This window comes from Streptococcus hillyeri, from assembly GCF_041081565.1.
Lineage (GTDB): Bacteria > Bacillota > Bacilli > Lactobacillales > Streptococcaceae > Streptococcus > Streptococcus hillyeri.
This window is the reverse complement of record NZ_CP163513.1, coordinates 2,115,789-2,137,798: the sequence shown is the minus strand read 5'-3', so window position 1 is coordinate 2,137,798 and position 22,010 is coordinate 2,115,789. Positions and strand designations below refer to the sequence as shown.

The following is a 22,010-nucleotide window of genomic DNA, read 5'->3' as shown; positions in this document are numbered from 1 at the left end:
AGAATAGATGAAACAGATTGGTATTGTTGGACTAGGTGGAATCTCACAGAAAGCTTACTTGCCTTATATGAGACAGTTATCGGGCATTCATTGGCATGTGTCAACCAGAAATCAAGCCGTATTGGCAGAGGTGGCAAGTTTATTTGGAGCTTGCACAACTTACGATACAGTCGAATCTTTAGCTGAGGCATTGTTAGATGGGGTCTTTATCCATGCAGCGACAGTGGCTCATGTGAGCCTTGCGCAGCTGTTTTTAGAAAAAGGAATTCCAGTCTACATGGATAAGCCTTTGACGGAGGTTTACGAGACGACCAAGGCTCTTTATGAGCTAGCGGCAGCCAACGGTACCTTTTTGATGGCAGGCTTTAACCGTCGTTTTGCGCCTAGGGTTTTGGACATGGCAGAGCAGACAGATAAGAAACGCATTGTGGTGGAGAAAAATGATGTGAACCGTCTGGGTGAGTTGCAATACAAGCTCTTTGATTTCTTTATTCATCCGTTGGACACCGCACTTTATCTAGCTGATGACAAACCGATTGCGGGACATTTCCATTATCATCTGGTTGACGGTTTATTGAGTCAGGTATCTGTTCAATTACAGACGGCTCAAGCCTCTATCGTAGCCAGCATGAACTTGCAGTCTGGAAGTCGTCGTGAAATCATGGAGGTGCAAACACCACAATTAACTTACCACTTGGAAAATTTGGATGAGTTGACGATTTTTACAGGAACGCATCAGACACGTAAAAACTTTGGTTCTTGGGATACCACACTCTACAAACGTGGGTTTGAGAGCATTATTAAGGCTTTTTTACAGGCTATTGAGACTGGAATCAATCCTGTGTCACCTGAATCCAGTTTGTTAAGTCATTGGATTTGTGATCAGATTAATCGTTCAGAAGAGCCATTTGGTGAATTGAATTTGGAGGCATTTTATGGAAATACGCAGACCGACCTTAGCTGATAAAGAAGCAGTGCTAAACCTTATGCGGGAGTTTGAAGAAACGGGTTCAGCTCACGATGGTGGTTTTTGGACTACTGAAAACTTTGATTATGACGAATGGCTAGCTGGAAATGCGGATGCGGAGATGGGGTTCAATATTCCAGAAGGCTGGGTCCCTGCGGTGCAATTTGTCGGCTTTGAAGGGGACCGTGCTGTTGGTTTTCTCAATCTGCGCTTGCGATTAAATGATTACTTACGTGAGAAAGGTGGTCATATTGGATACTCTGTCAGACCATCTGAGCGTGGCAAGGGATACGCCAAGGAAATGTTGAAACAGGGCGTCAGCGCAGCCATTTCTAAAAATATAAGGAAAATTCTAGTGACTTGTAGTGTTGACAATTCAGCTAGTCGTGCTGTTATCGTGGCGAATGGGGGTGTCCTAGAGGATACCCGTGAGGGGACAGAGCGCTACTGGATTGAGGAAGCAAGTATATAGGCATGATGGTACCTGTGTGAAAGGAGGTAGGTGATGAATAATCCTCAACCGCAAGAATGGAAGAGTGAGGAACTTAGTCAGGGGCGGATTATTGATTATAAAGCCTTTAATTTTGTTGATGGTGAAGGCGTTCGTTGTAGTCTCTATGTTGCTGGTTGTATGTTTCATTGTGAAGGCTGCTATAATGTGGCGACTTGGTCCTTCAACGCAGGCATTCCTTACACGAAAGAATTGGAAGACCAAATTATGGCAGATTTGGCTCAGCCTTATGTGCAAGGGCTGACACTTCTTGGTGGCGAGCCTTTCCTAAATACAGGGATTTTACTGCCTCTTGTCAAACGCATTCGCAGGGAATTGCCAGAGAAAGATATTTGGTCTTGGACAGGTTACACTTGGGAAGAAATGATGCTGGAGACCGATGATAAATTGGAATTGCTCCATTTGATTGATATTTTGGTGGATGGACGTTTTGATCGTACAAAAAAGAACCTCATGTTGCAATTCAGAGGTTCTTCAAATCAACGGATTATTGATGTGCAAAAGTCATTAGCACAAGGAGAGGTTGTCATCTGGGAGAGGCTAAATGATGGTCAGCAAAATTATGAGCAAGTCAGTCGAGATGAGTTGATATAAAACCTATTACGGTTAAGTCATTTTAATAAATAGTGGTCTAGTAGTGATTATCTGCTTTGCTCTATTCTATTTTCAATCACGGATAGTTTATACTCAACCAAAATCAAAATTAGCATATTGAGCAAACTTAAGAATCAATAAAGGTATCAATTTCCCATCGCTTCTTTCGCCATGGTGGTATTATAATCAAGAGTAAACTCTTGATTATAACGGACTTTTTGAGACCTAGGCTCAAAAAGTAGCAATGAAACTCCAAAGGAAGTTTTGATGTTGACTTTGTCAACTCTATTTCCCACCTCAAAATGCCCCCCAAATCTTTTGAGCGTCCGCACCTTTTAAGAAAGAAGCAAAAAAGTAATTTTTGATTTTTGACAAGTATTAAAGATATCTATAAATCATAAAATTCCCTACCATGATGTTTTAAAAACGTTGATGGTTGGGAATTTTTATGTGTTAAATTTTAATCAAGTATAAGCCATTTTTTAATGTGTAGATTTCTTACTATCTTCAAAAGGGAGCTAATTGACTTGAGGATTAAAGAACTCGTATGTCACATTTTAGAATAAGAAGCCAAATGACATCCAGTTTTCAGCAGTCGCTTGATTAGAATCAGTAGCAAGTTTTTGGGTGTCTTTGAAGATAGTTGAGTTATCCGCTGCTGGTGTTGTGCTAGCTGTAGGTTTGTTTGAGACTGTTCCAAACATAGCTTGGGAGCTGAATAAGAACCCTACACCAAGGATAGCCAATTTTGCGAGTTTTTTACTTTGACGAGTAGTAGTCATGATTTTGTCTCCTTATGTACTGTAGTGAGTGTCAGGATATTGTCAAGTCTATTTGATGATAGAAATTTCTTAAGACATTGTTCTATTCCTTATCACTGTCTACATTATTTATTTGTTGCTTTCATCATATCATGTCTTGCTAAACTGACCATTAAGAAAAGATAAAAGTTTCATAAAGATAACCTGCTAATTAGCTATTATGACTTAAAAAAGGTTGCGATATCTTCCTCTGTTATACCAATCATTGGATCAATCGTTAGAAAGTTTTCTTCGGTGAGACGATAATTTTCAGGCTTTTGTGGAGATAAAGCAGGGCTGTCTGTGGTAGGCGATTCTGCATTTGATGATAGGGGGCTTGTAGTTGATTCATCAAGAACAGGGACTGTCTGACTGGCAACTACTTGATTGCCAAAGCGTTCCACTAGATACGTTTTACGACTAGCTCCTTCATTTTTGACAGCGTAGTCAAAGGCGGAGAGTTCTCCCAACATGATGAGTTTGCTTTTAGAGCGTGTGATGGCTGTATAAATGAGGTTACGCTGGAGCATGCGACCGCTCTGGCGCGTGATAGGTAGGATAACTACCTGAAACTCACTGCCCTGAGATTTATGGATAGACATGGCGTAGGCAAGGGTAATCTTGTGCCACTCATTGCGAGGATAGGTGACTTCGTTCCCATCAAATTGAATGGTGATTTCATCTTGTTTGCTGTCTGTGTATTTGGCGGGCATTAATTCGGTAATGTAGCCAAGATCTCCATTAAACACATTGAGTTCTGCATCATTAACCAGATGTAAGACCTTGTCAGAGCTCCTAAAGATTTGATCGTTGAATAGAAATTCGAGTTTTTCTTCCTTAGGATTAAGGAGGTTTTGCATGAGAGTATTGAGGTTGGTAATACCTGCTTGTCCTCGGTACATGGGTGCTAGAATTTGGACATCTTGTGCTTTGATACCAGATTTCAAGGCAGAGCGAACAATCTTTTCCACCATATCTGGAATGTATTGTGCTTGAGCTTCAAAATAAGAGCGGTCAGCTTTTTTCTGGGTAAAATCATCAGGAAGCTGTCCCGAACGCATTTGACTAGCTAGGGTAACAATGGTCGAATCTTCAGACTGTCGAAAGATTTTGGTTAAGGCAACCTGTGGAAGCTCTGCTATTTTTAACAAATCAGCTAAAACTTGCCCAGGGCCGACAGACGGAAGCTGGTCGCTATCACCGATAATAATAACTTGTGTATGGCTGGCAATTGAGGCAAAAAGTTGGTTAGCCAGCCAAGTGTCTACCATAGAGAACTCATCAATGATGATAAGCTCGCAATCAAGATAATCATCAATGGATTGGTAATCGTTGTTATTGTCCCCATTTAGTCCGAGGTGACGATGAATGGTCGCTGCTGGCAATCCTGTCAGCTCATTCATGCGTCTGGCAGCACGTCCTGTTGGGGCAGCTAGAGTGATAGGAACTTCGTTTTTATGAGTGTCAATGCCGTGGAGTTTACCGTATGCTTCAATGATGCCGTTGATAACAGTTGTTTTTCCAGTACCAGGTCCACCGGTTAAAATGAAAACTTTGCTCTTTAAGGCATCGTGAATGGCTTTTTTCTGTATGTCATCATAGGCCAACTTGAAATTGGCTTCGATACGAGTAATTGCTTCGGAGATTTTATCGTCGTCAAGATTTTTTTCTAATGGGGTTTCCATGATGCGAGATAGGTGTTTTTTTATCCCTTCTTCTGCATAATAGAGGGTATTATCAAAGATACGCGTCTCAACATTTTGAATCTTATCTTCGGCGATTAAGTTTTGGAGTTCCTGAGCGACCTGCGCAGGAACTAGCTCAATTTGGCGAGCCTCTTCTAGGATGTAAAGTGCCCTTTCCAATAATTCCTTAGCTTCGACATAGGTATCCCCCTTTTCCAAAGAGGCTTCTAGGAGGCTGTGAACAAGGGCTGCGCGGAAGCGCTGGGGTGCATCAGCTTCGATGCCCAGCTTTTCTGCCAAAAGGTCAGCACTTTTAAAACCAACCCCTTGAATATCTTCTACTAACTGGTAGGGATTTTCGTGAATGATGTCAAGGGTCATGTCCTTATACTGATTGAAAATCTCAAAGGCAACACGGTTGGTCAATCCATATTCGGCAAGTTTTGCGAGAATTTGTTCAGTTCCATAATTGAGCTTTAATTTGGCAAGAAAGCCTTCACGGTTCACTTTGGACAAGCCAGAAATGGTAGCTAATTTTGATGGATCTTCCAAGATTTTATCAATGGTATTATCACCGTAAAGCTGGACAATTTTTTCAGCTGTTTTTTTCCCGATGCCTTTGAAATGATCACTGGAGAAATATTTGACCAAACCAGAGGAAGTCGGTTTAGCCCGCTCGTAGCGAGTGACTTTGAGCTGCTCACCATACCTAGGGTGCTGGGTCAATTCTCCCCAAAAAGTGTAGTTTTCCCCCTCGATAACATCAGCAATCGTTCCTGTCACGATGACTTCAAAATCATTAAAGTCACTGTCTGTGTCTTCAATGTCTAGCAAGATAATTTTAAAAAAATTACTAGCATTTTCAAAAATAATGCGATTAATCTCGCCTGAAAAATATACTTCGTTCATAGTTTTTTAGTAAAAAGGTTGAGCGTAGCTCAACCTTGAAATGTGAGTTTTTCACTAGATAGTGATGACAAATTTTGGCAACTTTTAATCAACGGTTCCGATTTTGTTAAATGGCCAGAAGCGGAATTTGATTTCACCAATGATGGCTTCTTTTTTAAAGGTTCCTACTGCTCGGCTATCTTTTGAGACGATACGGTCATCTCCGAGAAGGTAGTATTGTCCTTCTGGAACGGTAACTGTAAAGGAGCTTGAACCAGTACGATCAGCCGTAAATGAGGGTGACTGTTCCGCTAATTGTTGGAAAAGTTTGCTATAAGAGTAGGTGCTCTGCAATTTATCCTTAGCAAACAGCTTACGGTATTCGTCTAAATAAGGTTCTTCAGTTTTTTGACCATTGACATAGAGGGTGTCGTTGTCATAGGTGATGGTATCTCCAGGCATACCGATGACACGTTTTACGATTTTTTTAGATTCACCGTTCTCATCAGTCTCATCTGCGACGACAATGTCAAAACGATTAATTTTAGAGATTTTTACGACAAAGAGATATTCTTTATCGGCTAAGGTTGGGTCCATAGAGTGACCATCAACAGTAACGCTGAACCAAACAAAGATAGAAGAGAGGAGGATAGCAGACATTGTGAGGAGAAAAAGTCCCCATTCTTTGATAAATTGTTTCATAGATTAAAAAATAGTGTTAGTTCGAGAGGTTCGAACGTTTTTTGTCCTTTCAAGTAGTTAATAGTTTTCTCTTATTTCGAGAGTTTTAGTGCTTTTTGTGTATTAGCAAAGTGGAGTTTTGCGGCATAATGAAGTCCTTCCATCCCGTAGGCAGAAAGGATTTTGCTGGCAACCTTATCAGAGTTTGCTCCTGCTCCGCTTGGGAGTTTATAACCAAGATCACTGCTCAGCTTTTCCAGATTTTCAAGAAAGAGATTTCTGGCAATGATGGAGCTAACCGCCACGGCTAAGTATTTCCCCTCAGCTTTTTCTTCAAAAGTCAGAGGATTATTGAAGTGATTGGCTTCGTTTTTGAGATACTTTTCATAATTTTTCTGACTGGTAAAGGCGTCGATAACGATTTTATCGGGTGTTGCGACTTCCTGTAGGAGCAGAAAAATCGCTTGGTTATGCAGAGCCACTTTAACAGAGACGGCATTATGCTTTTTGCCTTCCCCCACGACTTCGTTATATTTTTTAGGAGACAATAGCAGAGCTTTGTGAGGGATTTTATCTTCTAAGATTGGCGCAATCTGACGAATTTTGAGGTCTGTTAGATTTTTAGAATCATCGACACCAAGTGATTTGAGAAAGGCATGATCGTCTGGTGTTACCAAGCTCGCAACAACAGCAATGCCACCAAAGTAAGAACCGTTACCAACCTCATCTGAACCAATCAATGAGAGATTTTGCCCAGCAGGTGATACTGCTTTGCTATTTTCCAAAACATAACCAAAGGACTCCGCTAAGCCTTGGGCGCCGCTGCCTTGAAAGACAATCTTACCCGAAGTGTAAACGAGTACGGTTGTGCTAGAAACCTTAGCAGCAAAGGAAACATAAGGATTATTGTTAGTAATTTGGTAGTTAGCGAGTTCTTGAGCTAGGGACTTAGTTCGTCCTTCTCCCATCTTCATGACGATAGTGTTCATAGAAATATTGTAACATAAAGAGAAGAAAAGGTCATATTTTACCATTTTCTAATTTTGCGTTATAATGGTAGGAGTTAGAGTAATAATGGAAAGGGTTGTTTGGTTGTGAGATACGACTAAACACGGAGCGGATTGGCGAAAAATGGTATAGCCGTTACGTTCTTTGAGATTAAAACATGAAAAATCGTTACAAATTTGTTTTTGGTAATAAACCGCTAACCCTCACTACGGATAAAGATAATCTTTTTATGGAAGAAGTGGAACGTGTTGCGCGTGAAAAATACGATGCGATTAAACGTAGCCTTCCTGAAGCGGATAATGAGACGATTGCTATTTTGATGGCGATTAACACCTTATCCACGCAACTTAGTCGCGAGATTGTATTTGAAGAGACAGAGCGTGAGCTTGAGCGATTGCGAACTGAGAAAATCATGGCCTTAAAGGAAAAAAATAATCAGTTAGAATTGGAATTAAGTGAGGATGAGAGATGATTGGTTTACTCTTTATCCTCATTCTGGCTTGGCAATTTTATATTGGTTACATGCGTGGCATTTTGTTACAAGGTTACTATGCGCTTGCAAGTGTGATGTCATTGTTTATTGCAAATCATTTTTACCAAAGACTAGCAGAAAGGCTGACGCTCTGGGTGCCATTTGTTAATCCAGGACAAGATACGGTGGTTCATTTTTTTAAGGATGTCACTGTTTTTGACCTTGATAGGGTTTTCTACGCAGGTGTTGCTTTTATTGGTATTTATGGTCTGAGCTATGTCGCTTTTCGAGTGATTGGTATTTTTCTTCACTTGGTTAACTTGGATCAGTTTGATAGTGTTTTATTAAACTGTGTGAGTGGTGGGCTTGCTATTTTAGTTACTATTCTCTTTTTTAGCATGGGACTAACACTGGTAGCAACGGTTCCAGCTACTACTATTCAGAATTTTTTAGCTAGTCATATCATGATAAAGCTATTGATTAATTTCCCAATTTTCGCGCAACTTTGGAAATATTTTTGGGTGACAAAGATTTTTTAAAATCTGGAACAGATGTTCTGGATTTTTTTGCTGTATTTAAGGTGAGACTTGCTCTTTTTTCTCCTCTTATCTATTACTGTGATATAATATAACCATGAATAACAAGATTATTGAACAATTAGAATTTAACAAGGTTAGAAGTCTTTTTGAACCTTATTTACAAACCCAGCAAGGGCTAGTAGAATTACGTGACCTTGAGCCCATGGTAAATCCTGATAAGATTGAACAATCCTTTACCGAAATTTCGGATATGGAAGCCATTTTTATCGAGCACCACGGTTTTGCCATGGGAAGTTTGCGCGATGTCTCAGAACCTCTTCGTCGCCTCGAGTTAGACGCAGACTTGAACGTTGCTGAATTGATTGAGCTAAAAAAAGTTCTTCAAGTATCGGCTGAAATGAGTCGTTTTTATAGTCTTTTGGAAAATGCAGAGCTAAAAGCTTTGGGTCGTCTTTTTGAGACGCTTGAGGTGTTTCCAAGTTTATCAGGAAGCCTTCAAGCCATTAACGATGGTGGCTTTATTGAAAATTTTGCCAGTCCAGAATTGGAAAAAATTCGCCGTCAAATTGCCATTAGTGAAGGCCAGGTACGTGAGACCTTACAGGGAATTCTGAAGAAAAGTGCCGATTATTTATCAGAAAATCTGATTGCTTCTCGTAATGGTCGCTCAGTGCTTCCTGTGCGGAATTCGCACCGTAATAAAATTGCTGGTGTGGTGCATGACATTTCATCTTCTGGAAATACGGTCTATATTGAGCCACGTGCTGTGGTACAGCTAAATGAAGAAATCACGCAGTTGCGTGCTGATGAGCGACACGAGATGGCAAGGGTGCTCCACGAGCTGTCAAATATGCTTCGTCCACATGCCCACATTATCAGAAATAATGCTTGGATTTTAGGGCATATTGATTTGGTGCGTGCCAAGTATCTGTTCATGAGAGAGAAAAAGACAGTTGTACCGACCTTATCAGCAGATAAGAGTATTCAGCTCTTTAATGTTAGACACCCTCTACTGATTAATCCCGTTCCAAATGATTTGTATTTTCCAAATGAGCTGATAGGTATTGTGATCACAGGTTCAAATACGGGTGGTAAGACCATCATGCTAAAGACGCTTGGTTTGACACAGTTGATGGCTCAATCTGGTCTTCCTGTTTTGGCGGATGTGGGTTCAAAGGTTGCTGTCTTTAAAGACATTTTTGCGGATATTGGTGATGAGCAGTCTATTGAGCAGAGCTTGTCTACCTTCTCAAGCCACATGACACAAGTTGTTGCGACCTTACAAGCTGCTGATGAGGATAGCCTTATTCTTTTTGATGAGTTGGGAGCAGGTACGGACCCGCAAGAGGGAGCTAGTCTTGCGATGGCTATTCTTGATTATCTTCGCCTTAATGGCATTAAGACGATGGCGACAACTCACTATCCAGAACTCAAGGCTTATGGTATTGAGACAGCGCATGTTGAAAATGCCAGCATGGAGTTTGATGTGGCAACCTTAAGTCCAACTTACCGCTTCATGCAAGGTGTCCCTGGACGCTCAAATGCCTTTGAAATTGCTCGCCGTTTAGGACTTTCTGCTACTATTGTGGAAAAAGCAGAGCAGATGACTGACCGTGATAGTGATGTCAATCGTATCATTGAGCAGTTGGAAGCACAGACTGTGGAAAGCCGTAAACGATTGGATCATATCCGTGATGTTGAGCAAGAAAATCTCAAATTTAACCGTGCGGTTAAGAAATTGTATAATGAATTTGCCCATGCTAAGGACAAGGAAGTTGAAAAAGCGGCAGCAGAGGCGCGTGAGGTGGTTGAATTGGCGATTGCTGAATCCGATAAAATCCTTAAAGATCTCCACGATCGCGCGGCTCTGAAACCACATGAAGTGATTGAAGCTAAAGGTCAACTGAAAAAACTTGCTCCAGAAGCTCAGCTTTCCCACAATAAAGTCTTGAAAAAAGCGAAAAAGTTAAAAAATCCTGAAGTGGGTGATGATATCATCGTGACGGCTTATGGTCAGCGTGGTACTTTGGTGAAGAAAATCAAGGACAAAACTTGGGAGGCTCAGGTTGGTATCATCAAGATGACTTTAATCGAGGACGAGTTTAGCTTGGTTAAGGTGCAGGAAGAAGCTCAGAAACCTAAGAAACGTCAAATCAATGTGGTCAAGAAAGTTGCAACAGGGTCTGGGCCAAGGGCTCGTTTGGATCTTCGTGGTAAACGCTATGAGGAAGCCATGCAGGAGTTGGATGCCTTTATTGACCAAGCACTTTTGAATAATATGGGACAAGTGGACATTATTCATGGTATTGGTACAGGAGTCATTCGTGAGGCAGTAACTAAATATCTTCGTCGTAACAAACATGTTAAATACTTTGAATATGCCCCACAAACGGCTGGAGGAAGTGGCTGTACCATTGCGACACTAGGGTAAGAGTTCGGAGAGTAAAACATGTTAAAGAAAATATTAGTGACCGTTTCGTTTTTTATGATAAGTATTCTTCTAATGAGCTGTGGTCGTCAATCAAGTTCTGAACTCCAAGAAAAAAAGACAGGGACTTATCAAGAGTCTGTAGCAAATCTAGAAGAAATTACCTTGCAAGAGCTCAATGAGAAGATTGCTAATTCAGAGGAGTTTTTAATCTACTTAGGTCGTCCAACATGTGGGTATTGTCAGGTTTTTGTTCCAAAGTTAGCGGAGGCTCATCAGGAGAAATCGGCAAGGATTTATTACCTAAATTCAGATGAGGCTGATGCTAAAGATTGGAATGAATTCATTGCTTACTTTGGTATTAAGACCGTTCCACATTTTAGCTATTTTTCTGATAAACAGATGGTAGATAGTCTGTTAAAAGGTAGCGAATCAACCGTTGATGAGATTAAGGCTTTTATTGAAAAATATAGTGAGTAAAAAGTGCCTGCGATTTTTTGCCAGAGTTTTTTGTAGGAATAATCATCGTATATTTCTTTAAATTCCTACGATTTGCTTTATCTTAATCGTGGTAAATCATAAAAGTCTGTCCGAACGAATAAGTATTCTCTCTCCTTTATTTAACCGACTGCGTGATTTGTTCGCCTCATTCTCAAAGTTGATACCCCTCCGGTGGAATCAGCCGAATGCCGAACCCAACTGATACTCATCCAAAATCAAAATTAGCAGTTTAAGTAAAATCAAGAACCAATAAATGGCTTGATTTACCAGAGCTTCTTTCGCCATGGTGATATTCTTATTAGTAAAACTGTCCAGTGGACAGTTTTAGCCCAAGCTCAGAAATAAAAGAGCGAGGGGAATTGGCTTGATAAAAACGGATTTTTGGGAGAACTACAGAAATTGAAAGTCAATTTCGTAGTAGTTCCCCCGCAAGGATGATTAGGTTGCACACTGTCGAGTAGTCGACAAGTACAGCCAATCATCTACTGCGAAAAAGAGGGTCAAAAAGTAGCAATGAAACTCCGTAGGAGGTTGTGATACTGACTTCGTCAGCTTCATTTCCCACCTCAAAAGGTCTCCCAGACCTTTGGAGCGTCCGCACTTTTAAGAAAGAAGCAAAAAAGTAATTTTTGATTTTTGACAAGTATAAAAATGCTGAAGCATGTTGCACCAGCATTTTTATTTTTCATTCTTTGATACAGCTAGTATTCCTATAAGAATTAAAATCATCAATCCATAAAATATTTTCTCATATCGATACCCATCTGAAACCATAAAATTAAGAATTAAATAACTACTAATTACAAAAATAATTAAATATTTAATTTTTTTCATAGCAAATACTCTTATCATATTTTCACATTTTTTAATAAAATAACTTGATTTATCTAAATTCCTCCTTTCTAACAAGTTATTTCTATATTTTATCACTTTTACTATATACCCAACTTCCCAAAAAAAAACAAGTTTTTAAAAAAACGTTTTTATGGTACGATAAGCCAAATTTCAAGTTCAAGTTAGGCAGTCTGTAAAAACTCTATAGGAGATTTATAATTGAATAGTTTCTTTGGATAGTTGTTAATCCAGTTTTCAATAAATGCGACTTGTTGTTGAGTCGCATTTTTGCTTCCCTTAGGCAACCAACGCCGGATGAGTCTATTATGATTCTCATTAGTACCACGCTCCCAAGAAGAATACGGGTGGGCATAGTAGAGATGATCAGGGTCAAAAACTTCTGCTAAACGACTGAACTCAGCCCCGTTATCAGCTGTGATAGAGTTCATTTGATAATCCTTGAGGATTGCTTTCAGAGCTTGATTGACTGAAGACGCGGACTTATCGGGGATGAGTCGAATGATTTGATAACGACTCTTTCTATCGGTTAGAGTCAACAGACACTCGTTTTTTGCCCGTGTTTGAATAACCGTATCAATTTCAAAATCACCGATATTCTCACGCTTATTAATGCTTTCTGGTCGTTCCTCAATAGACTTTCCAGCTGGCTTAAAATTGGGACTAGCATGCTTTTTCTTAGCTTTCTCTTGTCGAGGATAAAGCATATCAGCCTTGGTCAATCCTAAGTGTCCATGATGAATCCAGTAGTAAATGGTGGAGATGGGAACAGGTATTTCTTTTGACTTTACCATCATCTCGGGAGAGTATTTCTGTTGGATGTAGTGAGTTATCTTTTCTTTGAGTCCCTTGGTTAGGGAGAGCTGTTTAACAGAACGTTTACGATTGTTTTGATAGGCTTTTTGAGCGAAATCAGCTGAGTAGATCACTTCAAATTTTCCTTTACGCACTTGTTGTCTAACCTGACCACGTTTGACTTCGTTGTGAATGGTTTGAGGAGCTTTAGCTAATCTCCTAGCGATTTCACGATTTGAGAGCCCTTCTTGAAGCCAACGTTCAATCATTCTACGTTCAGTTAGTGTCAAATGTTTACTTTTTGGTGTATAATAGTTTTGCATCTCAGAATCTTTCTAATTGTTGTTGTGGTGATTACAATTATATCTCTCTGAGATGTTTTTTGATACCCTTAGGTGGCTAACTTCATTTTAGAACTTTCCTTATGGTACGATAAAAGAGTTGAAATCAAGAGTAAAATCCTTTCAAGCAGATTGTTACCCCAAGTATAGCATAAGTGCTATAATAAGGCCATGACACATCGTATTTATAGCATGACATTTGCTAGCGTTTATCAGGCCTTGGTAGCAAAGGCAGAGCGAAAGGGTAGAACTGCCCGAGACGTCTATGAGGTCACTTCTTGGTTGACAGGTTATTCGACCGAAACAATCGCTACGCTTTTAAAATCAGACTTAACCTACGGTGATTTTTTCCGTCAAGCACCAGCCTATAATCCAAATCGTATCAATATCACAGGTAAAATCTGTGGTGTTCAAATCGAAACCTTAGAAGATCCTCTGATGCAGGAAATTCGTAGGCTAGATAAATTAGTTGATTGGGTGGCAAAAGGCAAGACGTTTGAGCAAATCAAAGATAAATATGAGTAAGAAGGAGAAATCTATGCTAGAAATTACCTACCTAAATGCCAGCAAACAAGAACAAACCATCACTTTTGATAGCTATGCAGAATTTGAGTGTTCACAACAAGCTTGTCTCATCGGTGTTGCTGATTACTACAAGGTTGTTAAATTAGTCTACAATGGGCATGAATTTGATTATTCAGGAACTTATGGCGACATCTTCTTCTACATGATGAAGCAAGACTTAAGCCAGTATAACTCATAAAAATGGAAAAGCTGGGCAAGACCTAGCTTTTTCGTTATAATAACCTTATGGAAAACTATGATGATTTTTATGAGCGTATCTCCCGTCCTTTTCATTCTTACGTTAAAAAACTCCGTTTCATCAATCATACGATTACAAAGGTCATGTATGCAGTCTATCCTTTACTTTTGGCTTTTGTGTTTTGGAAAAATGGCAGAGCTGTCTACTCTTACATTTTAATACCTGGTATGGGATTTGTTTTATTATCTTGGGTCAGAAAAGTGATTAATCAACCTCGACCTTATGAAACGTGGGCAATCGAACCCCTAATTGAAAAAGATAGCTCGGGTCAATCCATGCCCAGCCGTCACGTTTTTTCGGCCACTATCATCAGTATGGGTGTGCTAAGTGTCAATCTATGGCTGGGCATCTTGTTGCTGATTTTATCAGCACTATTAGCCTGTTGTCGAGTAATCGGAGGAGTGCATTATCCTAAGGATGTATTAGTTGGCTACGGTATCGGAATTGTTTTAGGAAGTCTCTTATTTTGGCTTATAACGAGATGATGACGGAGATGCAAAACGAGTTTCTCAAGAGGGAGAAGCTCGCTTTGCTTTGGTAGAGCAAGTATAAGTCTTTTTAGTTGTTAATGTTTTTTTGTTATGTTATCACAATGACTTATTTTAAAGATAAGAGGTTTTTTTATGATTAAAGCGATTGAACTTTATTTGGTCACAAATAATAATGGCTTAGAGGCTGTAGAATTTTACAAGGATGTTTTTAATGCGGAGCTTGTGTCATGTACAACTTTTGGCCAGGCTATCCCTAATACGCCAAAAGAGCATGAAAATTTGGTATTAAATGCCAATTTGAACATCAATGGCATTAGGATGCAAATTTCTGACAATGCTCCGCAATATGACTACATTCAAGGGACAAATATGACTGCATGCCTGCAATTAGATTCAGCTGAATCGGCTAAGGTGATTTATGACAAATTGGCAAAAGATGCTCAAAAAATAGATTTAGAACTTCAAGAAATGCCTTGGAACCCAGCTTACACTAATTTGACAGATAAATTTGGCATGAACTGGCAAATTAATGCCGATATTCCAGAATTTGTGTCTGAAACCGTAAGCTTTTAAGGAGGGATATATGTTTTCAAAAAATATAGGACTTCAGCTTTATGTGGATGATGTGGCAGTTGAAAAAGCATTTTGGTCAGCAGCAGGTTTTTGCATCATTTCTGAAAGCCAGATGATGGGATATGAAACCTTTGAGATGAAACCAGCTGGTGATAGTAGTGTACTCTTTACTGTTTATGCTAAGGAGTTTATCCGTCAGGTTTCGCCTGAGGTAACTGAACTGACCCCAAGCCTTCTCTTTGAGACGGCCAATATCGAGGAGCTTCAAGCGAAAATTGCAAATCTGACAGATAACTGTAGCCAAATCAATGCTGAACCTTTTCCAAACTTTAATTTTGCTAGTCCAAGTGGAATTTATTTTGCGGTGAAAGGCGAGTAAAACATAGACGTTGAATCCTGTCGCTTCTTTTAATCTTATTTATCACTAAATAGTCTCTGTGGTAGTGTTACTTTTTCTAAATGATTTTACGGTTTACCTTTGATTCCTAGAAAACGATTTTCCGTATCAGAAATTTGTCTTTCTTAGTTTTTTAAGTTATGATAAAGTCACAATGTTAGGTGAGTAGCTCTGCTATGAACCGAGAAAGAAAGGAACAAATAAAATGGCAAAAAATATTACAGATGCAACGTTTGAGGCAGAAACAAGTGAAGGTCTTGTTTTGGTTGACTTTTGGGCAACCTGGTGTGGTCCATGTTTGATGCAAGCACCAATCTTGGAGCAATTATCAAACGAATTGAGCGAAGATGAGCTTAAAATCGTCAAAATTGATGTGGATGAAAATCCAGCAACAGCTCAAAAATTCGGCATCATGTCAATCCCAACTCTCCTCTTTAAAAAAGATGGACAAGTGGTCAAACAAGTGGCAGGTGTCCACACTAAACAACAACTTCTAGCAATCGTAGAAGAATTGAGCGCTTAACCTAGATAAGAAAAACTCTTAGAATCTGTGAATTCTAAGAGTTTTTGTGTACGACGGGCATGTTGTACATCTGAGGTGAAAGTCCTCTGAGGGTACTAGCTACCGGTGAACCCAATAGCGACTCCCAAGCCTGACTATCGTGAGATAGCGGGGAGAGGAAGGGATAGCGCAATCGTGGCTCTACGAACAGAAACGTGATATCAAGGCGTATATAGGGGATGAGGAGACCCAAAACTCTAAAGTCCAAAAAGGTAGTCGTAACCGATGTGCGTAAATCACGAGAGTAATTGAATTCGGACTAAGGTCTGTGTGAAAAAGATAATTCCTCTTTTTACAGATATTTAAATAATATTGTTTTGTACTCATTATAAGGTTTATTTGATAATAAAGTAGCTGGATGATTAGCTTGATATTTTTTTGACAGAGTTACCTCGTGAGATAATAGGAGAGTAAAGTTTATTTGAGGGCATTTTTCCAGTCTTAATTGCATCAATGATAGCTTTAGAAACATCTTTTCCTAACTTCTCTTTAGGATGATTAAAAGTTGTTAAACTAATCTTTTCATGCTGGTCGTCATAAAAATTATCATGTCCAACTACTGAGTAATCGTCAGGTATAGAGTAGCCTTTTTGTGTTAAAAAAGTTATCAGTTTTTTAGCTACAAAGTCGTTGTAACAAATGATTCCAGATATTTTAGGATTAATTGTAATACTGTTTAAAACCATATCAGAGATATCATATCTATTTTCAGTGGTATAAGTAATAATTGAACTAGATGTTAATGAGATGTTATGTTTTTCACAGGCTTTGATGAATCCCTTCATACGATATTTTCCTTGTAAATCATCAATTTTAGTGATTAAAAGAAGATTTTTGTGACCATTGTTGATTAATTCTAAAGTAGAGGAGTAGCACATTTCGATATCATCAATACCGTAATATGGAATATCGAGTTCTTCGTAAGTGGAGTTAATCATAACAATAGGAATATTGTGCTCACGTAAAGTAACATAGGAGGATAGATTGGGATTGAATAGATTACTTTTCGTTGGTTCTATAATTAGACCGTCTACATTAGATGCAATCATTTTTTCAATGCATTTTTTTTCTTGATTAAAATCATTGTTAGTACTAGACAAAATGAGGGAGTATCCAAGAGAGGCTAACTCCTCTTCGATTCCACGGATAATTGAGGGAAAAATATACTCAGAAATATAAGTTGTAATGACACCAATTGTCTTTGTACTGTTTTTAAAAAAACGTCTGTTATTAATAAATGTACCTGCTCCCCTTTTTTTAAATAGATAGTCCTCATTAACTAAAAGTGCTAATGCCTGTCTAATCGTTGGGCGACTAACATTATAAATTTTTTGAAATTCAATTTCTGTTGGTATGGGTGAATCTTCTAGGAATTGTTTTTGTATAATTTTGTCGCGGATATCATCAGCAATCATTTGATACTTGGGTTTCATACTTACAATCACTCCTTTTTGGGTATATTATAACATATTTATTTCTGGAAAATTTGGACATACAAATTTTTATTTTTCGCAAAAAAAGTATTGACAAATATCAGCGAGAGTTTATAATTGAAATGTAAGCGCATACTAAACAAGAAATATTTCTTAAAGTAACTTTTGAGGAAACGTATTTTAGATACTATTTATAATGATAAATATCTTAATCTAATTAATAGCTCATAATTAAAGGAGAATTTAAAATGAATAGCAAATTCCTAAAAAAAGCAACGTTAGCACTAACAAGCCTTGCGATGTTATCAAGTTTAGCAGCATGTGCGACTACAAGTCGAGGAGGAGACAGTGCGGCAACTAATCTTCAAAAAGGGGATTTGATTGGTATTTCAATGCCGACAAAAGCCGATCAGCGTTGGAATGTTGACGGAGCTAATCTTGTTAGGGAACTTGAAGATGCTGGATTTAAAACAAAACTAGCTTATGCTAATAACTCACCATCTCAGCAGTCAACAGATATCAATAATTTGGTTTCTGCAGGAGCTAAAGCTGTGGTCGTTGCTTCGGTTGATGGGACAGCAGTTGGTCCAGCTGTTAAGCAAGCAAAAGATGGTGGTGCAACGGTGATTGCTTACGATAGATTAATTATGAATACTGACGCAGTGGACTATTATGTGACGTTTGATCTTGAGCGTACTGGTATTCTTGAAGCACAAACGATTATTAAACGTTTGGATCTTGAAAATGGAGGTGGTAAAGATACGCCATATAATATTGCTCTATTTGCGGGTTCTGATGATGATAATAACGCTCCTTATTTCTTTAAAGGAGCATGGGATCTTTTAAAACCTTACTTTGAATCTGGTCAACTTGTTGATCCTTCAGGGATTGTAACAAAAGATTTTAAAAATGAAGACTGGAAGAAAATTTCAGTTCATGCATGGGATCAGTCACAGGCGCAAAAACAAATGGATGCTATTATGACAAAATTAGGAGATAAACCGTTGGCTGCTGTGTTGTCTCCATATGATGCTATTTCTTTAGGTGTTATGAAATCTATTAAAAATGCACGACCTGACATGACTCCAACTATTCCATTTGATTCAAAAAATCCTACTAATAAGTCTGCTTGGCCAATTATTACAGGTCAAGATGGTATGGATATAGCGATTACGAATATCCATTTTGGTGCACAGGAACAAACGGTATTTAAAGATATTTCTAAATTGTCTAAACAAACAACTGATTTGATTGAAAGTATTTCTAAAGGAGAGACTCTGAAATCAGATAATGAGCCTATGAATAATGGAAATAAAGATGTTCCTACATGGCTCATGCAGTCAGATGAACTTGTTAAAAATCCAACAGGTGATCAAAAAGGATTGGATTATGTTGTTGAAACAGGCTTTATTACGGAAGACCAATATCAAAAAGATATAAAGGCACCAATTATTGAATAGATGGCATAGTGATGGTATGGTTTGTGAATAGCTGTTGTTTACAAACCATTACATCTTGTAACCTAATAACAATAAGAAAATGTTTTGGATAAGGGAGATAATATGCACGATTCAGACATGATATTGCAGATGCAAAACATCACCAAGACATTCGGTCCTGTGAAAGCTTTGACAAATGTTAATTTAAATATTAAGAGAGCTGAAATCCATGGTATCTGTGGAGAAAACGGGGCTGGGAAGTCTACATTGATGAATGTTCTTTCCGGAGTATATCCGTATGGAAGTTATTCAGGGAAGATTTTATATGATGGTAAAGAATGTAATTTTAAAAACATTTCTGATTCTGAAGAATTAGGTATCGTTGTTATTCAGCAAGAACTTGCTTTGATTCCATTCCTATCTATTGCTGAAAATATTTTCATGGGAAATGAAAAACAGAAAAATGGTGTTATAGATTGGATGCGGACACGTTCAGATGCTATCAAAGTAATGGGGCGTGTTGGATTGATGGAGAGTCCAGAAACTAAGATAATGGATATTGGTGTTGGTAAGCAACAACTTGTAGAGATTGCTAAAGCCCTATCTAAAAATGTTAAACTTCTAGTTTTAGATGAGCCTACTGCAGCTCTTAATGATGAAGATTCAGCACATTTATTAAATATTTTACGTGATTTACGTGATAATCAAGGAGTAACATCAGTTATTATTTCTCATAAATTGAATGAAATCGAGGAAATTACAGATAATGTTACTATTATTCGAGATGGATCAACTGTTGGCTATATGCCAAATAATGAGGGAAGTCCATTGAATAAAGATAAGTTGATTGCTGCCATGGTTGGACGCGAGTTGACAAATCTTTATCCAGAGCATGATTCTCATCCTAGTGAGGAAATTTTTAAAATTGAGAATTGGACGGTACATCATCCTTTAGATCAACAACGTGTGGTTGTAGATAATGCTAATATTTCAGTTCGTTCTGGAGAAATTGTTGGTATTGCAGGTTTAATGGGAGCAGGGCGTACGGAACTGGCGATGAGTATTTTTGGTAGGTCTTATGGGTCAGATATATCTGGTAAAGTCTTTATTAAAGGTAAAGAAACAGATACATCAACAGTACAGAAGGCTATCAATGCAGGTATTGCGTATGCAACGGAAGATCGGAAAGGTTACGGCTTAAATTTATTGCAGAGCATCCGTGAAAATGCCTCATTGGCATCTCTTAAAGAACACTCCAAAAACGGTGTTATGGATGACAATATTGAACGTGTTGTAGCAGAGCGATATCGTAAAGATTTCCATATAAAAACACCTTCAATTGAGGAACGTGTTTCAAATCTTTCCGGTGGTAATCAGCAAAAAGTAGTACTAGCTAAGTGGGTTATTTCAAATCCAGATATTTTAATCTTAGATGAGCCTACTAGAGGCATTGATGTGGGTGCTAAGTATGAAATATATGAAATTATTAATCAGCTAGCAGATGAAGGTAAGGCGATAGTTGTCATTTCATCTGAGTTACCAGAGCTGATTGGTATTTGCGATAGAATTTATACAGTTAGCCAAGGGGTAATCACAGAAGATGTCCCTAAAGCAAAGTTCTCTCAGGAGTATTTGATGAAAGGTATGACAAAAGAAAAAGTAAAGGAGACACTATAGATGAGTGCACAAACAAATACAGGTGAACAAAAAGTAGATAAAGGCTTGTTTGCATCACTTTTAGCAAATAGCCGTCAGTATGGTATTGTTGGAGCTTTGATTGTCATCATTGCAGTTTTCCAAGTTCTAACAGGAGGTCTTTTACTTCAACCAAATACAGTAGTCCAGTTGGTTCAACAAAATGCATATGTTGTTATTTTGGCTATTGGTATGGTAATGGTTATTATTGCAACTCATATTGACTTATCCGTAGGTTCTCTAGTCGGTTTCATTGGTGGTTGTATCGCCTTATTGATGCAAGATATGCATATTAATTGGTTGATGGCGATTTTAGTAGGCATTGTCATTGGTTTAATTATTGGTGTTTGGCAAGGATTTTGGGTTGCCTATGTGGGGATTCCTGGGTTTATTACAACACTTGCTGGTATGCTGGTGTTTCGTGGTCTTGCAACTACAATGATTAATGCTTCAATTCCTGTAAATGATTCTTCATTTAACGCTATTGCTGCGAGCTATCTCCCAAATGTTTTGGGATTTTGGGGACCATTTGATGGTTTGACAGTTGTTGTTGGAGTATTATTAATTTTGGCATTTGCTTATGGTCAATTTAGAAATCGTAAAAAAGCTTTCATGGTGGGACTTGATGTTGAACCACTTTCAACTACATATGCTAAAATTGGTGCGACTACAGTTGTAATTGCGGCACTAACCTATCCATTTGCTACATCTGGTAATGCTACGCAAGGCGGTATTCCAATTATGCTTGTAATTGTTGGTGTTCTTGTTGCTGTTTATAATTTTATTTTGACTAAAACGGTCTTTGGTCGTCACGTATATGCTGTAGGTGGTAACCGCCGTGCAGCTATGCTTTCTGGTATTAATACAAAACGTGTTGACTTTTTACTATATGTTCATATGGGATTTTTATCATCTGTAGCAGCAATTGCAATGTTATCGCGTCTAAGTTCTGCATCAGCTGCGACAGGTAATTCTTTTGAGATGGATGCTATTGCCTCATGTTTCGTGGGAGGAACAGCGGTTACCGGTGGTATTGGTACAGTTCCAGGTGTTGTTATCGGTGCAGCAGTGATTGGTGTGATTAATCAGGGCTTGTCAATCATGGGTGTTGACTCGGCCTTGATTCAAACTATTAAAGGTTTAGTATTACTTCTTGCTGTGGCTATCGATATCTATTCAAAACGTCGTAAACGTTAATAATTATAATGGAGCAATTATGAAAAATGAATTGGATGCTAAATCGAAATTTCGTCTGTACGGTCTGACGTCAATGGTTTGTTCATTTTGGCTAATTCAAACAGTGTGTGAAACGATTCAGATGGGTAAAAATTTATTAACAGTATTAAATCTCATTTTTTACAGTTCCTTAATAATAGTTATTTTCTATACTGCATATTCTTCATTTGGAGAATATAAAAAGAGTAGAGAGAATAGTAAATCTTAAGTGACTTAAATACGAAATATATTTTCAAAAAAGTATAAAAAATGAGCTTCCTGAAGAGGGTGCTCATTTTATACATTTATTAAAAATGTAA

General features: G+C 38.4%; 22 protein-coding genes. 16 read left to right on the top strand and 6 right to left on the bottom strand.

Translation table 11 applies throughout. The features are described 5' to 3' along the window. The first annotated feature begins 7 nt into the window (after positions 1-7). From AB6M99_RS10605 to nrdG, 3 genes are read left to right on the top strand one after another with little or no spacing between them, the layout of a single operon-like run. Positions 8-964, top strand: a complete 957-nt coding sequence (locus AB6M99_RS10605) for a Gfo/Idh/MocA family protein (protein WP_369350761.1) — start codon at positions 8-10, stop codon at positions 962-964. After that, positions 936-1,439, top strand: a complete 504-nt coding sequence (locus tag AB6M99_RS10600; protein WP_369350759.1) for a GNAT family N-acetyltransferase — start codon at positions 936-938, stop codon at positions 1,437-1,439. Before AB6M99_RS10605 ends, AB6M99_RS10600 begins: the two co-directional genes overlap by 29 nt. A 33-nt stretch (positions 1,440-1,472) precedes the next feature. Beyond that, positions 1,473-2,072, top strand: coding sequence for an anaerobic ribonucleoside-triphosphate reductase activating protein (gene nrdG, locus AB6M99_RS10595; protein ID WP_121836236.1), 600 nt, complete (start codon positions 1,473-1,475; stop codon positions 2,070-2,072). Positions 2,073-2,629: 557 nt separating this feature from the next. Here the strand turns inward: nrdG and AB6M99_RS10590 are convergent. From AB6M99_RS10590 to rnhC, 4 genes are all read right to left on the bottom strand, one after another. After that, positions 2,630-2,854 carry a hypothetical protein gene (locus tag AB6M99_RS10590; protein WP_121836235.1) on the bottom strand — a complete coding sequence of 75 codons (225 nt, stop codon included), beginning with the start codon at positions 2,852-2,854 and terminating at the stop codon, positions 2,630-2,632. A gap of 197 nt (positions 2,855-3,051) precedes the next feature. Beyond that, positions 3,052-5,466: an ATP-dependent RecD-like DNA helicase gene (locus AB6M99_RS10585; protein WP_121836449.1), complete on the bottom strand. Its 2,415-nt coding sequence runs from the start codon at positions 5,464-5,466 to the stop codon at positions 3,052-3,054. 84 nt (positions 5,467-5,550) lie between these two features. Next, the gene (gene lepB, locus AB6M99_RS10580) at positions 5,551-6,147 is read right to left on the bottom strand and encodes a signal peptidase I (protein ID WP_121836448.1); all 597 of its coding nucleotides are present in this window, start codon (positions 6,145-6,147) and stop codon (positions 5,551-5,553) included. A gap of 71 nt (positions 6,148-6,218) precedes the next feature. After that, complete coding sequence (rnhC, locus tag AB6M99_RS10575; RefSeq protein ID WP_121836447.1) at positions 6,219-7,115, bottom strand: ribonuclease HIII; 897 nt, start codon at positions 7,113-7,115, stop codon at positions 6,219-6,221. A gap of 176 nt (positions 7,116-7,291) precedes the next feature. Here rnhC and AB6M99_RS10570 point away from each other — a divergent pair, with 176 nt between their 5' ends. The 4 genes from AB6M99_RS10570 (at position 7,292) to AB6M99_RS10555 (ending at position 11,053) form a co-directional block, all read left to right on the top strand. Beyond that, complete coding sequence (locus AB6M99_RS10570) at positions 7,292-7,606, top strand: hypothetical protein (protein WP_121836446.1); 315 nt, start codon at positions 7,292-7,294, stop codon at positions 7,604-7,606. Then, positions 7,603-8,145, top strand: coding sequence for a CvpA family protein (locus AB6M99_RS10565; protein WP_121836445.1), 543 nt, complete (start codon positions 7,603-7,605; stop codon positions 8,143-8,145). The genes AB6M99_RS10570 and AB6M99_RS10565 overlap by 4 nt, the downstream gene beginning before the upstream one ends. A gap of 94 nt (positions 8,146-8,239) precedes the next feature. After that, the gene (locus AB6M99_RS10560; RefSeq protein WP_369350754.1) at positions 8,240-10,576 is read left to right on the top strand and encodes an endonuclease MutS2; all 2,337 of its coding nucleotides are present in this window, start codon (positions 8,240-8,242) and stop codon (positions 10,574-10,576) included. An 18-nt stretch (positions 10,577-10,594) separates the two neighbouring features. After that, positions 10,595-11,053 (top strand): thioredoxin domain-containing protein, encoded by a 459-nt coding sequence (locus AB6M99_RS10555; protein ID WP_121836443.1) that lies wholly within the window; start codon positions 10,595-10,597, stop codon positions 11,051-11,053. A 1,037-nt stretch (positions 11,054-12,090) separates the two neighbouring features. On the opposite strand, the gene AB6M99_RS10550 is transcribed toward AB6M99_RS10555, so the two are convergent. After that, complete coding sequence (locus AB6M99_RS10550; RefSeq protein ID WP_369350523.1) at positions 12,091-13,044, bottom strand: IS30 family transposase; 954 nt, start codon at positions 13,042-13,044, stop codon at positions 12,091-12,093. Positions 13,045-13,233: 189 nt separating this feature from the next. Between AB6M99_RS10550 and AB6M99_RS10545 the strand changes: the two genes are divergently transcribed. The 6 genes from AB6M99_RS10545 (at position 13,234) to trxA (ending at position 15,869) form a co-directional block, all read left to right on the top strand. Then, the gene (locus AB6M99_RS10545; protein WP_121835720.1) at positions 13,234-13,587 is read left to right on the top strand and encodes a DUF2200 domain-containing protein; all 354 of its coding nucleotides are present in this window, start codon (positions 13,234-13,236) and stop codon (positions 13,585-13,587) included. Between the two features lie 13 nt (positions 13,588-13,600). Beyond that, positions 13,601-13,825, top strand: a complete 225-nt coding sequence (locus AB6M99_RS10540) for a DUF4649 family protein (protein WP_121835718.1) — start codon at positions 13,601-13,603, stop codon at positions 13,823-13,825. Between the two features lie 47 nt (positions 13,826-13,872). Then, a complete protein-coding gene (locus AB6M99_RS10535; protein WP_121835716.1) occupies positions 13,873-14,370 on the top strand; it encodes a phosphatase PAP2 family protein in 498 nt (165 codons plus the stop codon). 138 nt (positions 14,371-14,508) lie between these two features. Beyond that, positions 14,509-14,949, top strand: coding sequence for a VOC family protein (locus AB6M99_RS10530; RefSeq protein ID WP_121835714.1), 441 nt, complete (start codon positions 14,509-14,511; stop codon positions 14,947-14,949). 10 nt (positions 14,950-14,959) lie between these two features. Continuing rightward, entirely contained in the window at positions 14,960-15,328 is a 369-nt protein-coding gene (locus AB6M99_RS10525) for a glyoxalase (protein ID WP_121835712.1), read from the top strand. A 223-nt stretch (positions 15,329-15,551) separates the two neighbouring features. Continuing rightward, complete coding sequence (gene trxA, locus AB6M99_RS10520; protein ID WP_121835710.1) at positions 15,552-15,869, top strand: thioredoxin; 318 nt, start codon at positions 15,552-15,554, stop codon at positions 15,867-15,869. 401 nt (positions 15,870-16,270) lie between these two features. On the opposite strand, the gene AB6M99_RS10515 is transcribed toward trxA, so the two are convergent. After that, positions 16,271-17,341 carry a GntR family transcriptional regulator gene (locus AB6M99_RS10515; RefSeq protein ID WP_121835708.1) on the bottom strand — a complete coding sequence of 357 codons (1,071 nt, stop codon included), beginning with the start codon at positions 17,339-17,341 and terminating at the stop codon, positions 16,271-16,273. A gap of 248 nt (positions 17,342-17,589) precedes the next feature. Here AB6M99_RS10515 and AB6M99_RS10510 point away from each other — a divergent pair, with 248 nt between their 5' ends. From AB6M99_RS10510 to mmsB, 3 genes are all read left to right on the top strand, one after another. Next, positions 17,590-18,801: a sugar-binding protein gene (locus AB6M99_RS10510; RefSeq protein WP_121835706.1), complete on the top strand. Its 1,212-nt coding sequence runs from the start codon at positions 17,590-17,592 to the stop codon at positions 18,799-18,801. A gap of 102 nt (positions 18,802-18,903) precedes the next feature. Continuing rightward, positions 18,904-20,457 (top strand): sugar ABC transporter ATP-binding protein, encoded by a 1,554-nt coding sequence (locus AB6M99_RS10505; RefSeq protein WP_121835704.1) that lies wholly within the window; start codon positions 18,904-18,906, stop codon positions 20,455-20,457. Then, entirely contained in the window at positions 20,458-21,672 is a 1,215-nt protein-coding gene (gene mmsB / locus AB6M99_RS10500) for a multiple monosaccharide ABC transporter permease (RefSeq protein WP_369350749.1), read from the top strand. It begins immediately after the preceding gene. The last annotated feature ends 338 nt before the right edge of the window (positions 21,673-22,010 follow it).

Bases quoted from the DNA above. Each gene is read 5' to 3' on its own strand.
- AB6M99_RS10570 (WP_121836446.1), top strand. From the start codon at position 7,292: ATGAAAAATCGTTACAAATTTGTTTTTGGTAATAAACCGCTAACCCTC.
- mmsB (WP_369350749.1), top strand. From the start codon at position 20,458: ATGAGTGCACAAACAAATACAGGTGAACAAAAAGTAGATAAAGGCTTG.
- AB6M99_RS10550 (WP_369350523.1), bottom strand. From the start codon at position 13,044: ATGCAAAACTATTATACACCAAAAAGTAAACATTTGACACTAACTGAA.
- rnhC (WP_121836447.1), bottom strand. From the start codon at position 7,115: ATGAACACTATCGTCATGAAGATGGGAGAAGGACGAACTAAGTCCCTA.
- AB6M99_RS10555 (WP_121836443.1), top strand. From the start codon at position 10,595: ATGTTAAAGAAAATATTAGTGACCGTTTCGTTTTTTATGATAAGTATT.
- AB6M99_RS10600 (WP_369350759.1), top strand. From the start codon at position 936: ATGGAAATACGCAGACCGACCTTAGCTGATAAAGAAGCAGTGCTAAAC.
- AB6M99_RS10560 (WP_369350754.1), top strand. From the start codon at position 8,240: ATGAATAACAAGATTATTGAACAATTAGAATTTAACAAGGTTAGAAGT.
- AB6M99_RS10565 (WP_121836445.1), top strand. From the start codon at position 7,603: ATGATTGGTTTACTCTTTATCCTCATTCTGGCTTGGCAATTTTATATT.
- AB6M99_RS10585 (WP_121836449.1), bottom strand. From the start codon at position 5,466: ATGAACGAAGTATATTTTTCAGGCGAGATTAATCGCATTATTTTTGAA.
- lepB (WP_121836448.1), bottom strand. From the start codon at position 6,147: ATGAAACAATTTATCAAAGAATGGGGACTTTTTCTCCTCACAATGTCT.
- AB6M99_RS10540 (WP_121835718.1), top strand. From the start codon at position 13,601: ATGCTAGAAATTACCTACCTAAATGCCAGCAAACAAGAACAAACCATC.
- AB6M99_RS10530 (WP_121835714.1), top strand. From the start codon at position 14,509: ATGATTAAAGCGATTGAACTTTATTTGGTCACAAATAATAATGGCTTA.
- AB6M99_RS10590 (WP_121836235.1), bottom strand. From the start codon at position 2,854: ATGACTACTACTCGTCAAAGTAAAAAACTCGCAAAATTGGCTATCCTT.
- AB6M99_RS10510 (WP_121835706.1), top strand. From the start codon at position 17,590: ATGAATAGCAAATTCCTAAAAAAAGCAACGTTAGCACTAACAAGCCTT.
- nrdG (WP_121836236.1), top strand. From the start codon at position 1,473: ATGAATAATCCTCAACCGCAAGAATGGAAGAGTGAGGAACTTAGTCAG.
- AB6M99_RS10605 (WP_369350761.1), top strand. From the start codon at position 8: ATGAAACAGATTGGTATTGTTGGACTAGGTGGAATCTCACAGAAAGCT.
- AB6M99_RS10535 (WP_121835716.1), top strand. From the start codon at position 13,873: ATGGAAAACTATGATGATTTTTATGAGCGTATCTCCCGTCCTTTTCAT.
- AB6M99_RS10515 (WP_121835708.1), bottom strand. From the start codon at position 17,341: ATGAAACCCAAGTATCAAATGATTGCTGATGATATCCGCGACAAAATT.
- AB6M99_RS10505 (WP_121835704.1), top strand. From the start codon at position 18,904: ATGCACGATTCAGACATGATATTGCAGATGCAAAACATCACCAAGACA.
- AB6M99_RS10545 (WP_121835720.1), top strand. From the start codon at position 13,234: ATGACACATCGTATTTATAGCATGACATTTGCTAGCGTTTATCAGGCC.
- AB6M99_RS10525 (WP_121835712.1), top strand. From the start codon at position 14,960: ATGTTTTCAAAAAATATAGGACTTCAGCTTTATGTGGATGATGTGGCA.
- trxA (WP_121835710.1), top strand. From the start codon at position 15,552: ATGGCAAAAAATATTACAGATGCAACGTTTGAGGCAGAAACAAGTGAA.